The organism is uncultured Campylobacter sp. (assembly GCF_938018035.1).
GTDB lineage: Bacteria > Campylobacterota > Campylobacteria > Campylobacterales > Campylobacteraceae > Campylobacter_B.
Genome location: NZ_CALIJF010000008.1, coordinates 1 through 13,411 on the forward strand (window position 1 = coordinate 1; position 13,411 = coordinate 13,411).

Sequence of the window (13,411 nt, forward strand, 5' to 3'; positions counted from 1 at the left end):
CCCTCGTAAACGTCGGGCGTCCAGGTGTGAAACGGGATCAGCGAGAGCTTAAATCCTATCGAGACGATCATAAATGAGCAGGCGGCGAAAAGTAGGACGCTGGTTTGTAAATTTGAACTCTTAGCGATCTGCGCGATGTTTGAAATTTCCATAGAGCCGGTCGATAGAAAAAACATCGCCGCGCCGAATGCGAAAAAGCCCGATCCCAGCGCGCCCATTATGAAGTATTTTAGCGCCGCTTCGACCGATCTGGCGCGGTTGTGAAGCGCGATTAACGTATAAAGCGCCAGCGAGCCCGTCTCAAGCCCGACGAGGATCATCATTAAGCTTTCGCTCGCGACCATAAACTCATAGCCCACGAGCACGAATAAAAACAGCACGAAAAACTCCGCCGTGTGGTACTCGTGCGCGCTTCTTGCGCCCAAAGACAGAAAGATGAAAAATATCGAGCCTGCGAGCATAATAAGCATCGATAGCGTCGCGATTCCGTCCACCAGCATCACGTCGAAAAGCCCGCGTATGCCGCTGTTGTAACCAAAAACGAGCCCGAAGCCGAGAGCTAGAGCCAGTATTGTGATGACAGCATAAAATTTATACGATAGCGTGCGCGCAAAAAGCGAAACCGCGAGCATCAGCAGGGCAAATCCTCCGAGTATCGCCATAGGCGCGATCGAGGCTAAATTTAAAAGATTATTTTGCATCGCTTCTTACCTTAAAATTTGCTTTTTCCATATAGGCGCGAGTCGCGGTCTGAGAGGCTTTATTAAACATCAGCTCAAGGCTTTGCGTCACGCTAGGCTCGATACTCTTTAGCATCAAATTCGGCGCGACGCCAAGCGCTACCACCAGCACGCAGATCGGAATGATAGAGCAAAGCTCGGTTCTGTTTAGATCGCTTAGCTTTTTATTCTCCTCATGCACGAGCGCGCCGAAGAAGGTCTTTTTATAAAGATTCATCGAATAGATCGCGCCCATTATGATGCCGAACCCGCCCAAAAGCGCGTAGCTAAAGCTTATTTTAAAAATCCCCGCAAGGCTTAGGAATTCTCCCACGAAGCCGATCGTAAGCGGAAGACCTATTGAGCCTAGCAGCACGACGCAAAAACAAAACGCATAAAGCGGCATCACCCGCGCAAGCCCGCCGAACTCGCTAAAAAACTTCGTGTGCCTGCGGTCGTATAAAAAGCCTACGAGCATAAAGAGCCCGCCGCTTACGATACCGTGGCTTATCATCAAAAATACCGCGCCACTCATTCCTTCGCGGCTCATTGAAAAAATTCCAAGCATTATGACGCCCATATGCGCGATCGAGCTATAAGCGATAACCTGTTTTATGTCCTTCTGCGCAAAGGCGATGAAGCTTGCGTAGATGATCATAACGATCGCTAGGGCGCACATCATCCCGCTAAAATAGACGCTTGCATCGGGAAATAGCGGCAGCGAAAATCGCACGAAGCCGTATGTGCCCATCTTAAGAAGCACCGCGGCAAGCAGAACCGAGCCTATCGTAGGGGCCTGACCGTGCGCGTACGGAAGCCAGGTATGAAAAGGAAAGCAAGGCGTCTTGATCGCAAAAGCGACCGAAAATGCCAAAAATAGAGGAATTTGCGTGCTAAGCGGTAGCGACAAGCTCTGCCAGTTTAGGATATTAAAGCTATACTCGCCCGTAGCCTCGTGATAGAAATAGCTCATCGCTACGAGTCCCACGAGTAGAAACATCGAACCCAGGAAGGTGTAGATGAAAAATTTCACCGCGGCGTAAATTCTCTTGCCGCTGCCCCACGCGCCGATGATGTAGAGCATTGGAATTAGCGAAAGCTCCCAAAAGATGTAAAACAAAATCGCATCCAGCGCCACGAAAACGCCCACCATCGTCATCTCTAAAAACAAAATGCAGATGATTAAATTTTTGGCGCGCTCTTTAATGCTTAGACTAAGCAGCGCCAAAAATGTAACCAGCGTGCTTAGGATCACCAAAAACAGCGAAATTCCATCCACGCCGATGAAGTAGTTGATGCCGTATTCGCTTATAAAAGGGTGCAGCACGCTAAACGCGATGCCGTCCACCGGCTCATAGAGTATCCACAAAACGAGCGAAAGTACGAACTCTATAAAGCTCATCGTAACGGCGTAGGTCTTGATGCTCGCTTCGTCGATCAAAAAGCCTAAAACCGCAGCTACTGCCGGAAAAAATATAACCAAACTTAAAAAGTATTCCATGCCCACCTCACAGCGCAAACGCCAAAATCAGCAAAATGAAAGATCCCAAAACCATCCACCTTAAATTTGCGCTCAAATCTCCGCTATTGCTTACGCGATCCGCTCCTTCGCCGCTTTTTACCGCCACGCGAGCGATCAGATCGACGCTGGCGTCTATGATCGCGCCGTCGCATTTAGCGCAGATCTCGCTAAGCTTAGCGTATCCGCGCACGATCACGCGCTCGTAAATTTGCGGGATAAAATACTGCGCGATCAAAATTTTATAAAATTTGCAGTTCTTTAAATTTTGGCTAAATTTGCCCTTGCCGTATGTCCAAATCGTGCCGATCGCCACCGCGCTTATCATCGCTAGCGTTAGGGCGATCAAAATTACCTCTACGCCGTGCGGGATCGAAGCTTTAAAGCCCGGCAGTATGCTAAGCACGAACTCAGCAAAATCGTGCTCGAAAAAGCCAGCGATCACCGCAGGCACGGCTAATACGCCCATCGCAATGAGGGCAAAGCCTTTCACCTCGTGCGGATGGTGGGTAAATTTTTGCTTGCCGAAAAACACGAGCATTATCAGACGCACGCTGTAAAACGTCGTCATCGCAGCGCCCGCAAACAGCAGCGCCCAGATAAAATACGCGTCCGCGCTCCACGCCGCTTCCAAAATTTTATCTTTTGAGAAAAAGCCCGCGAACGGATAAAATCCGCAAAGCGCAAGCGAGCCTATGCACATTAAAATCGCCGTCGGTCGCATAAACTTATATAATCCGCCCATATTTTGGATATTTAGATCATCCTTCATCGCGTGCATTACGTTGCCCGCTCCCAAAAATAGAAGCGCTTTGAAAAACGCATGCGTCGCCAGATGAAATAGCGCGATCCAATACGCCCCGAGCCCCGCGGCTACGAACATATAGCCAAGCTGCGAAAGCGTGGAGTAGGCGATGATTTTTTTAAGATCGTTATGAACCAGCGCCATCGACGCTGCAAAGACCGCCACGAAAGCGCCTAGGCAGACGATAAAACCGCTTACTTCGGGCGCGAGCGCGAAAATCGCGTTTGCGCGGATCACCAGATAAACGCCCGCCGTAACCATCGTCGCTGCGTGAATGAGTGCAGACACGGGCGTCGGACCCGCCATCGCGTCGGCTAGCCAGGTATGGAATGGAAACTGCGCGCTTTTGCCCATCGCGCCGATAAATAAAAGTGCTGCGATCAGAGTTAAAATTTCAGGCTCCAAGCTCGCTGCGTTCGCAAACACCACCTCGTACCGCAGCGAGCCGAAATTTAAATAGATCAAAAAAATTCCAAGCAACATCCCAAGATCTGCGATGCGGTTCATTATGAAAGCTTCGTTGGCACACCAGCTGTAATTGCTCCTATCATACCAAAAGCCGATCAGCAGCCACGAGCAGAGTCCGACCCCCTCCCAGCCGATGAAAAGTCCTAAAAAATTATCGCTCATTACCAAAACCAGCATCGAAAATACGAAAAGCCCCAGGAAGCTGAAAAATTTAGCGAAGTTTTCGTCATCCCACATATAGTAGATCGAGTACACGTGCACTACGCTGGAAACGATGCCTACGACCACCATCATCACCGCACTTACGCTATCTATGAGAAAGCTAAATTTTGCGTCCAAAAATCCCGTGCTTATGAAATCGGCTAAATTTACGCTGATTAGGCGGTTGTCAGAGACGAGCTCCATCAAAGCAAGCGACGCGATAGTGCTTAAAATCACCAGCGCCGAGCAGATTACGCCGATAAACATCTTATCTTTGGCGCGAATGAAAACGCCTGCGAAGATCGCCGAGGCAAGCGGTGCGAAAAGGGCGATTAAGAGCCATACAAAAACGGTATCAAGCATCAGACCCATCCTTAGAAGGATTTTTAAAATTTACGAAGCTGTCAAGTTCGATGCTGCCCGTTTTCTTATACCACAAGATGAGCAGTCCAAGCCCCACGGCCATCTCGCTCGCGGCGATCGCTACGATGAAAAGCGCAAAAATTTCGCCGTTTATATTGTCGTAAAATTTCGCCACGGCGACGAGGGCTAAATTTGCGGCGTTTAATAAAATTTCGCTCGAAAAAAAGAGCATTATCAAATTTCTTCGCTTCATCATACCCGCAAGCCCGAGCCCAAACATCATCGCAGCAACGATCAGATAGTGATTTAGACCCATTTTACCCCTCGCTCTCTTCGTAGCTCAGGCTCGCGTCCATCTGCTTATGCGCAAGCACGATAGCGCAGATCATCGCCACGAGCAACATCACGGCGGCAAGCTCGAAAATCGCCAGATATTTCGTAAAGATAATCATCCCAAGCGCCTCAGTATCGTCGGTGTTTAAAATTTTAAGCGTTTCTACGTTGTTTGCGACCACCGCGCCGAGCACGATAATCACGAGTAAAAATGCGATCACGCCACTAAGCGCGAAAAATAGCCTTGCCCCCTTTTTCGGCTCGCTTACGTTTTTATCCGCGCCCAAAAACATCAGCGCGAAGCCGTAAAGCACGATCACGGCGCCGGTATAAACTATGATCTGCACTACGCCCAAAAACTCCGCATCCAGCAAGAAGAAAAATCCGCTCATAAAGACCATGCCACCAGCTAGCGCGCTAAGGGCGTAAAGGACGTTTTTGCTAAAAACACTGATACCAAAAAGCGCCAGGCAAACCGCGCTGAAAAAATAAAATGCAAGCGTTTGTATCATTGCTCCTCCCCCTGCGCGGCAGAATCTTCGGCGCTTTGAGAGGCGGAATTTTCTTTGGAATTCCGCGCCGAATCAAGCGTAGAATTTTCAGCTTCCGCAATGGAATTCTTTTTGGAATTTGCCTTAGATTTTTTGCCTCGCGCGGCGGAATTTCCCGCGTCTTGCGGAACGAAATTTTCTTTGGAATTCTCCGAAGAATCGTCGTCCGTAGCGGAATTATTTTTAAAATTTTCCGTAGAATCGCCGACAGAATTTTCAGCGTGCGGCATAACGGAACTCTCTTTAGAATTTTCCTTAGAATTTTTACTTTGAGCGACGGAACTCTCTTTAGAATTTTCCGCCAAATTTTTACTATCCGTAGCGGAATCTTCTGCGCTTTGCGAGGCGGAATTTTCTTTGGAATTTCGCGCCGAATCAAGCGTGGAATTTCGAGCGTCCGTAGCAGAATTTTCTTTAGAATTTTTGGCGTCCGTGGCGGAGCTTTCCTTTAAACTTGCCTGCTTGGCGTCTTGTCGCTCGGTCAAAATTTCGCCACTTAAGCCAGCGCCCTTTGAAAATAGAATTTTATCGTTAGCGGCACCCTCTTTTTTAGAGCTTTCCGCGGCGCTGCTTTTTAAATTTGAATCCGTGCTCTTTAAGCTTGGCTCGTCGCTTGCGGCGTCGCTTTTTATATAGGCGTTCGGCGTCATCTTGATCCGCGCACCCGCGTTTTCATCCAGGCTGCCATAGCCTGCAAACTCCTGCGCCGCGCCATTTAAGCATAAATTTTCTCCGCGAATCAAAAGATCCTCTTTGAAGCCGTAGTATGCCCGTTGTTCGCTCGCAAGCTCGTATTCGCAGCCGTGCACGATAGCGATCTCGGGGCAGACGTCCGCGCAGAGCCCGCAATAGACGCAACGCCCTAAATTTATCGAGTAGTTATCTACCTTTTTGCGGCCGTCGGCGCCGAGGCTGGTCTCCATCGCGATACAGTTCGCCACGCAGATCTTCTCGCACAAGCCGCATCCGATGCAGCGCTCGCTGCCGCTTTCGAGTAGGCGCATTAGCTTATGTACGCCGCGGTATCTAGGCGGCATAACAAATTTTTCCATAGGATACCGAAGCGTGTGCGAGCCGCCACGCTTAAACATATTTTTTAGAACAACCCACAGTCCCACGAAAAGCTCGCCGCTAAAGGTGCGGGCTAGGAATCTGCGAAGCTTATCGCCGCCGGATTTAATAGGGGCTCGTTTATCGATCTGGGCGTATCTTGCCATCGTACCCTCCTTAAACGATCGCTAGCGCGGTAATTAGCACGCAAGCAAGAGCTAACGGCATGCAGACTTTCCAGCAAAGCCCCATCAGCTGATCGGGGCGTAGATGCGGCCACGCCGCGCGCGCCCATAGGAAGCAGAAAAACACGAGGCTTGATTTTAATACCATCATAACGCCGCCAGGGATAAACCAAAACGCGTTAAATCCACCCAAAAACAGTAGCGTCGTAACGACGGAGTAGGTTATGATATTGGCGTATTCGCCGATAAAAAACATACCCCAGCGCATTCCCGAATACGCCGTACCGGCGCCCGCTACGATCTCGGTTTCGTTTTCGGTGAGGCACAGCGGCGTGCGGTTGCACTCGACGAAAGCAGCGATGAGAAATAGCGCGAAGCAGACGGGCTCTTTCCAGATAAACCACTTGTCGATGCCGCCGCTTTGCGCGCTTACGATGTCGATGAGAGATAGCGAGCCCGTGATCATCACGATAGGGATCAGGCTAAGGCCGTTGATCACCTCAAAGCAGGTGATCTGCAAAAACGCGCGAAACGCGCCTATCGTGCCCCATTTATTGTAGCTCGCAAGCCCTCCGATCAGTAGACCATAAACGCAGGTACCGCTAGTTCCGAGTAGGAATAAAATTCCCACGTTTATATCGCTTAAAATCGGCTGTATCGTCCGCCCGCCGATAGTAAACTCCGGTAGCAGCGGCACCACCGAAAGCGCCACGAAAGCTCCCGTAGCCGATATGATCGGCGCGATCTTAAAAAGAAGCTTATTCGCCCGCGCAGGGATAGCGTCCTCTTTGGTAAAAAGCTTTATCATATCCGCGCCCACCTGCAAAAGCCCCGCAGGCCCGACCATAGAAGGCCCGATCCTGCGCTGCATAAAAGCAAGCACCTTGCGCTCGGCGTAGGTCGCAAGCCCCGAGAGCAGCGCGATGACGGCTAAAATCACGAGCGCCTTTAAGACGGTAGCTACGAAATAAAATGCACTATCGCTCATCTGCCCTCTCCTTTGGAATTTGAAATTTTCTCGATTTTTACGCTAGCGTAGCGCGAAGTTTTGAAAAATATCTCGCCGCGAAGTTTCTCATCAAAATACGGCAGATACGCGCCGCTAAAGCCTGGATCGATCTTTACGCTAGCGACGATTTCGCGCTTTAAGTTTACGAGCCCGTTTTCGCCGCTTTCTCTATTTTCATTGTCAGAGGTACTGACTTTGTGCGCACAGCTAGTTTTTTCATTATGGCCCGCATCGTCTGCTTGGTAAATTTTAACGATGTCGCCCGCGCTTACGCCCAGAGCTTCGGCGATGCTGGGACTTAGATACAGAGCGCCCGCTTCGCCCACAGCGCTGCTTGCGCCGCTAAATTTATTGAATTGATGCAGCGGATTCGCCTCATAGATTAAAATTTCGCCCTCGCCTACTCTAAGCGGCGCGGAAGGCGAAATTTCAAACTCCTCCTCGCTAGCGGCAAACTCCTCATTTCGCAGCTCATATCCGCGGTGATTTGCGCCGCCGTTGTCGTAAAAATTTTCTAAATCGTCAAATTTAACCTGCTCAAAATCCGCGCCCAAGCTTGATGTATAACTTATCGCGTGTTCCGCGCAAACTCCCAGCGCACAGGCGATGTCGTTTAGCTCGTATCCGCCGTAATCAAGCGCCGCATTCGTAGGCACTACGCGCTTGTCGTAGTTCGTAAACGTGCCCTCCTGCTGCACCAAGCTAGGCGCATCCAGATCCGCTTCCAACACGCCGAAGCTAATATCGCCCGCTTCGTTGTAGCCTAGCGTCTCGCCCGCGCTCATTTGCGCACTAAGCTCACAGATGAGCGCGACGCCAAGGCTATTCGTGCGCGGCGGCACCACTAGCACTTTTAGCGGCGTGTAGCGCTGCACCAAACCCGCTAGGCGCGCGAGCGTGGCGCTATTTGGCGTGCGGATAAAATCCTCGCCGATGATGAGCGAAAAACTCTCCTTTTTAGCCAAAAGCTCATCCACTTTCTGCTCGTCCAGCCCGAGCGTGCAGGCGAAATTTGAAATTTTACTTTCCGCGGAATTCTCAGAATTCTGCGCGGAATTTTTTGCGTTGCCGTCCGCGCTTGCGAAATCTGCGTCGCCGCTGGCACTCGCAACGTTCTCGGCGCCATTTGCCTCCGCAGAATTCTCAGGGTTTTGCGAACCCGCGGATTTCTCGTCTAAATTTTCCTTCGCCGCGGCGCGCGAAATTTTAAATTCCGTCGCGAGTTTCGTATCCAGCCACTCAGGCAAATCATGTCCGAATTTCTGTAGGATCCAAAGCAGGATCTGCGCCTCCAACCCCGCGGCGTGTGGCTGATGGATGAAATTTTTACTAAAGCCCTTAATGCCCTCGTCACAAAACGGATGAAAATAGATCCCGCTTGCCTTATTTAGCTTGCAGGCGCTGTTTACCGCAAAGCCTAGATTTGGAGCGTCGCTGCGTAAAAATGTGCCGCAAACGACGATGAAATCGCTGTTTTTAATCGTCTGTGAATTTGCATTATAAAATTTTGTGCCGCTAAATTTGGAAAATTCGCGCAGGAATTTTTGATAGGCAAGTGCTTCATCGTTGATCAAAGCAAGTTTAAATTTTTGCCGCAAAAGCTCTAAAATCCGAGCTTCCTCATTGGTGATGAAGCTATTAAATTTAATATTTTTGATCTCGCCGTCCTCGATGCCGCGCACGATGCGGTCAAAAACCGCTTCGTTTTTGCTCGCCCGCTCGTTTGAAAAATCCCAGCCGAAGCGTGCTGCGGCGTGCAGAACGCTGAAATTTATGTCGCTGCTAACGCGATAAATTTTTTCACGCGGCTCGCCTATGCCGCGGCGCTTGATCTCGTAATAAAGCAGTTCGCAATCGCTGCTGTGCGGGTTGGAAGCGGGGATTTGACGCAGCTCCCAGGCGTTTGAAACGTATTTAAACGCGCTCTCTACCAGAGCCCCCGTCGGGCAGACCGCCGCGCTCTCGCCGTAGTTTACGCAATCATCATTTTCATTTATCCGCGCGATTAGGCTTTTTTGCAGCTTGTTCCATACGGCGTAGGCGTCTTTGGGCATCGCGTCCTTTTGATCCTTACTTAGCATGTCTCCGCCGCGCGGGACGAGCTTAAAAGCATCTACGCCCAAGCGGTCCTTCGCGGCGGTAATACAGCGCTCGCAGACGATACAAAGGCTAGGATCGTAGCTCAAATATCCCCAATCCTGCACCTCGCGCGCCGTATCGCGGATAGCGTAGCTTTGGGTATTTGTGCGCATCAGATGGGCTAAATTTTGAAGCTCGCACTCGCCGCTTTGATCGCAAACCCCGCACGCCATCGGATGGTTGATGCAATAAACCTGCGTGATCGCCTCGCGCTCGGCGTCAATCTCGGGGCTGCGGCTGTAGATGACCATGCCGTCTTTAGCTTTAGCGTTGCAGCTATAGACGCGTTTGCCGTCCGCTTCGACCATACAAAGTCTGCATGCGAGCGTCGGCGTACCGCCGCTTAGATAACAAAGCGCAGGGATAAAAACGCCGCAGCGACGCGCGACCTGCAAGATATACTCGCCCTCGTAGCACTCGCAAGCTTTACCGTCGATCGTGATCTTTGCCATTTTAAACCTTAGAAATTTCTGCGAGTTCGAAATTATAACCGCCAAAGCCCTGCCCGCCCGAGCCCAAAAGCGCAATCGTGCCCTTTAGCTCCTCATCCAAAATAAATTCTTTTTCTAAATTTAGGTGCGGCGTTTTGATGCGGACGCGATCTCCGTGTTTGATCTTAGCGACCATGCTAAAATACCTTCCGCCGATGAGTCGGTCGTCCGCATCGTGTTTGAAAACCACAGCACCGTCGAAATTCTCAGGCTCTTTAAGGGGGCTTAAATTTACCCGCTCTTGCGCGCCCAAATCTGCTCGCTCGCCGCGTAAGCTTAAAATTTTAACCCCGAATTCTGCCGCTATGAGAGACAGAAAGGCTCTGATATTTTCGGCGTCGGGATGAGTTTTAATAAGCGCGTCATCGATCAAAAGCGCGTCGCAGCCGCTTTGCAAAAACTCCGCGATCTGCTCGATCTCCTCCTCGCCCACGCTGCTTTCGCCGCTTAGATACTCCAGATCCAGCTCCGCGAAATAGGGCTCATCGCAAAAACTAGCGCAGATTAGCGCCAGCACGAAGTTTTGCGCGCCGATCTCGCATTTAATCAGCTCACTTTCTAAATACGGATCTTGCAACGGCGATACGCTTAAAATTTTAGCGTGTTTAAAACCTTCCGTAAGCCCCGGACTTTGCAGTCTAAGTAGCGGCGCAAAATTTAAAATTTTCATATTCTCCCCTTTTTTGCGACTATCATCCAATCGACCTGGTTATATCGGATGGAATTTAATAGCGTGGAATTTAACCCCTCGACTAGATCGGCGCTTTTTTGAACCGCGCTAAAATCGCCCATCTCAAACATAAAGATCATCGTCTCGCCGCGAGCGGAATTTTTTAAAATTTCGCCCATGCGGTTTAAAAATTTATCGCCCAGATGCCTCAAATCGTAGCGTTTCATCGATCCACCTCGCCTAAGATAATATTCGTGCTGCCGATGATCGCCGCGGCGTCGGCAAGATACTGCCCGGGTAAAATTTCCTCATAGACCGCGCAATGCCAAAAGCTCGGCGTGCGGATCTTAAGACGGTACGGGCGGCTTTCGCCCATCGAGCGGATATAAAATCCAAGTTCGCCCTTAGGGCTCTCGCTCGCGGCGTAAATTTCGCCCACGGGCGGGCGCAAGCCCTGCGTAACTAGCACAAAATGTTGCATCAGCGAGTAGTTCTGCGTCATAATCTGCTCTTTGCTAGGATTTACGTAAGCGGGATCGATCGCTAAAATTTGTGGATCGCTCAGCGGATAGTGTTTCGCGCACTGGCGCAAAATTTTAAGGCTCTCGCGCATCTCCGCCATATAGCACTTATAGCGCGCGTAGCAATCGCCCTCGCTCGCATACGGCACGTCGAAATCAAGCTCGTCGTAGATGAGATAGGGCTCTTCTTTGCGGATATCCCAAGCATGCCCGCTAGCGCGGAGCGTCACGCCGCTACAGCCGCAGCTAAGAGCTGCTTCGTGCGAGATCACGCCCACGCCCTCGGTTCGCATCAGCCAAATTCTATTCGTATCGAGCATATCTTCAAATTCTTTAATGTCGCTCGGGAATTCGTCGCAAAATTTCAACATCTCTTCTAACCAGCCGTTAGGCAGATCCAAAAAGACGCCGCCGATTTTGATATTATTGTGCGTAAGGCGCGCGCCGCAGTATTTTTCTATGAGATCAAGTATGTATTCGCGCGAGCGAAAGCAGTAGAGAAATACCGTCATCGCGCCGATGTCAAGCGCGTGCGTACCCAAAAACAGAAGGTGCGAGCTGATACGATTAAGCTCCAGCAAGATCGTGCGGATGATCTGCGCGCGGCGCGGCACTTCGATGCCGCAGAGCTTCTCGACCGCGGCGCAAAAGCCGTAGTTGTTCGAGCCCGATGCGATGTAATCGATGCGGTCTGTTACGGGGACGAATTCCGCGTAGATCATATTTTCTGCCATCTTTTCGATGCCTCGGTGCATATAGCCCACGCCGGGGCGGGCTCGCACGATGCGCTCGCCGTCAAGCTCCAGCACGAGCTTTAGCTGGCCGTGCGCGCTTGGATGCTGCGGACCGAAATTTAAGATCATATTCGCGCCCTCGCGCTCGTACTCGATGTTTTCGAAAAACGGTCTTAGCTTGCTTGGATTTTGCATTATTTTCTCTTTGTGATGATCTTGTAAATTCCGCGTTTAACGCGTTTTACGAAGCGCACGCCGCCCTCTTCTTGATATTCTTGTAAAATTTTCTCTTGCGGCCGCGGCTCGCCATAACCGCTCTCGTGATAGAGCCGCGTAAAGTTAAAGGTATCTTTTTCATCCACGAATGCGGAATTTCGGTTTTCTTCGCCGATCCGCTCGCGTGCGCCAACCCCAAAAATTTTATCCACCTCGTACCATTTGGCAAACTCGTCTCCTTGCAGCGGATAGGACTTTAAAAGCGGATGTCCGAACCAATCATCGGGCATTATTAGGCGCGCTAAATTTGGATGATTTTCAATCCAAACGCCCATCATATCGTATAGTTCGCGCTCCGCCCAGTTCGCGCTTTTGTAGATGCCCGCAGCGCTTTGCAAAAAGCTCTCATTCGGCACGAAGCACTTTAGTCGCGCGCGGCGCGCTCTTTTGATATCCAAAAGCTGATAAAAAACCTCGATGCCGCCGCGAGCCTCGGTAAAATCTACGCCGCTTAACTCGCATAAAATTTCATATCCGGCGCTCTTAAGCGCACGCAGCGCCACTAAATTTTGCGCGGGCTCTACGTAGAGTATAAGGGTATTAAATTCCACGTACGAGTTTAAAATTTTAACGCCTTCAAGCGCGTCCAGATCATCTTTAAAATCGCTCGCGCTTGCGTCTAACTTCTGCGTCTCCTCGGGGATGAAAAATCTGTCTTTGTAGTAATTTTTTTTACTCTGATCGCCTTTGGGATTAAATTTTCTCATCAGATCAGCCTTTTTGCCTTTTGTGCGCGGCGCGGAGTTTGGGTGCGGATCTTTTTTTGCAGCACCATCAGCGCAAACTGCAGCGTCTCGGGACGAGGCGCACATCCGGGTAGATAGATATCCACGGGCACTATACGGTCGCAGCCCTGCACCGTCGCGTAGGTATTAAACATCCCCCCGGTATTGGCGCAACTGCCCATGCTGATGACCCATTTGGGCTCGGGCATCGCGTCGTATAGGCGGCGCGTAAACTCGGCGTGCTTTTTGCTAAGCGTGCCCGCGATTATCATCACCTCCGACTGCTTGGCGCTTGCGCGAAATATCGTGCCGAAGCGGTCGAAGTCAAATCTGCCCGCGCCCGCCGCCATCATCTCGATCGCACAGCACGCAAGCCCGTACGTCATTGCCCACAAAGAGTTACTTCTGCCCCACGCAATCAGCTTATCGACGGTGGTAAGAACTACTGGAAGCCCGTTTTCGCGCGCGTAGTTTATCTTATGCTCTGCCAATTTAGCGCTCCTTTTTTCCAGGCGTAGATGAAACCGATGCCTAATAATACGATGAAAAACGCCATCTCTACAAGCCCGAACACGCCTAAAATTTTAAAATTTACCGCCCACGGAAACATAAAGATAATCTCGACGTCAAAAAGTATGAAAAGCACGGCTAT

14 protein-coding genes are annotated in these 13,411 nt (G+C 50.5%); all 14 read right to left on the minus strand.

Features of this window, described 5'->3' with window-relative positions:
• The coding region (locus Q0257_RS00170) for a proton-conducting transporter membrane subunit (protein WP_298020040.1) at window positions 1-701 on the minus strand (701 nt) is incomplete at its 3' end.
• Window positions 691-2,220 (minus strand): NADH-quinone oxidoreductase subunit M, encoded by a 1,530-nt coding sequence (locus tag Q0257_RS00175; RefSeq protein WP_298020043.1) that lies wholly within the window; start codon window positions 2,218-2,220, stop codon window positions 691-693. The genes Q0257_RS00175 and Q0257_RS00170, both read right to left, overlap by 11 nt.
• Before the next feature lie 7 nt (window positions 2,221-2,227).
• Window positions 2,228-4,075, minus strand: coding sequence for an NADH-quinone oxidoreductase subunit L (gene nuoL / locus Q0257_RS00180; protein ID WP_298020046.1), 1,848 nt, complete (start codon window positions 4,073-4,075; stop codon window positions 2,228-2,230).
• Window positions 4,068-4,391: an NADH-quinone oxidoreductase subunit NuoK gene (gene nuoK / locus Q0257_RS00185; RefSeq protein WP_297900585.1), complete on the minus strand. Its 324-nt coding sequence runs from the start codon at window positions 4,389-4,391 to the stop codon at window positions 4,068-4,070. The genes nuoL and nuoK overlap by 8 nt, the downstream gene beginning before the upstream one ends.
• 1 nt (window position 4,392) lies before the next feature.
• A complete protein-coding gene (locus tag Q0257_RS00190) occupies window positions 4,393-4,920 on the minus strand; it encodes an NADH-quinone oxidoreductase subunit J (RefSeq protein ID WP_297900582.1) in 528 nt (175 codons plus the stop codon).
• A complete protein-coding gene (gene nuoI, locus Q0257_RS00195) occupies window positions 4,917-6,176 on the minus strand; it encodes an NADH-quinone oxidoreductase subunit NuoI (protein WP_298020049.1) in 1,260 nt (419 codons plus the stop codon). Before nuoI ends, Q0257_RS00190 begins: the two co-directional genes overlap by 4 nt.
• 10 nt (window positions 6,177-6,186) lie before the next feature.
• Window positions 6,187-7,182, minus strand: coding sequence for an NADH-quinone oxidoreductase subunit NuoH (nuoH, locus tag Q0257_RS00200; RefSeq protein ID WP_298020052.1), 996 nt, complete (start codon window positions 7,180-7,182; stop codon window positions 6,187-6,189).
• On the minus strand, window positions 7,179-9,794 hold the full coding sequence (locus tag Q0257_RS00205) for an NADH-quinone oxidoreductase subunit G (RefSeq protein ID WP_298020055.1): 2,616 nt from the start codon (window positions 9,792-9,794) through the stop codon (window positions 7,179-7,181). Before Q0257_RS00205 ends, nuoH begins: the two co-directional genes overlap by 4 nt.
• A 1-nt stretch (window position 9,795) precedes the next feature.
• Window positions 9,796-10,503: a hypothetical protein gene (locus Q0257_RS00210; protein ID WP_298020058.1), complete on the minus strand. Its 708-nt coding sequence runs from the start codon at window positions 10,501-10,503 to the stop codon at window positions 9,796-9,798.
• Window positions 10,500-10,730, minus strand: coding sequence for an NADH-ubiquinone oxidoreductase subunit E family protein (locus Q0257_RS00215; protein WP_297881374.1), 231 nt, complete (start codon window positions 10,728-10,730; stop codon window positions 10,500-10,502). The genes Q0257_RS00210 and Q0257_RS00215 overlap by 4 nt, the downstream gene beginning before the upstream one ends.
• Entirely contained in the window at window positions 10,727-11,953 is a 1,227-nt protein-coding gene (nuoD, locus tag Q0257_RS00220) for an NADH dehydrogenase (quinone) subunit D (RefSeq protein WP_298020061.1), read from the minus strand. Before nuoD ends, Q0257_RS00215 begins: the two co-directional genes overlap by 4 nt.
• Window positions 11,953-12,741 (minus strand): NADH-quinone oxidoreductase subunit C, encoded by a 789-nt coding sequence (locus tag Q0257_RS00225; RefSeq protein WP_298020064.1) that lies wholly within the window; start codon window positions 12,739-12,741, stop codon window positions 11,953-11,955. The genes nuoD and Q0257_RS00225 overlap by 1 nt, the downstream gene beginning before the upstream one ends.
• Window positions 12,741-13,250, minus strand: coding sequence for an NADH-quinone oxidoreductase subunit B (locus Q0257_RS00230; RefSeq protein ID WP_298020067.1), 510 nt, complete (start codon window positions 13,248-13,250; stop codon window positions 12,741-12,743). The genes Q0257_RS00225 and Q0257_RS00230 overlap by 1 nt, the downstream gene beginning before the upstream one ends.
• Window positions 13,232-13,411: NADH-quinone oxidoreductase subunit A (gene ndhC / locus Q0257_RS00235; protein ID WP_298020070.1), on the minus strand; the 180-nt coding region annotated here is incomplete at its 5' end. The genes ndhC and Q0257_RS00230, both read right to left, overlap by 19 nt.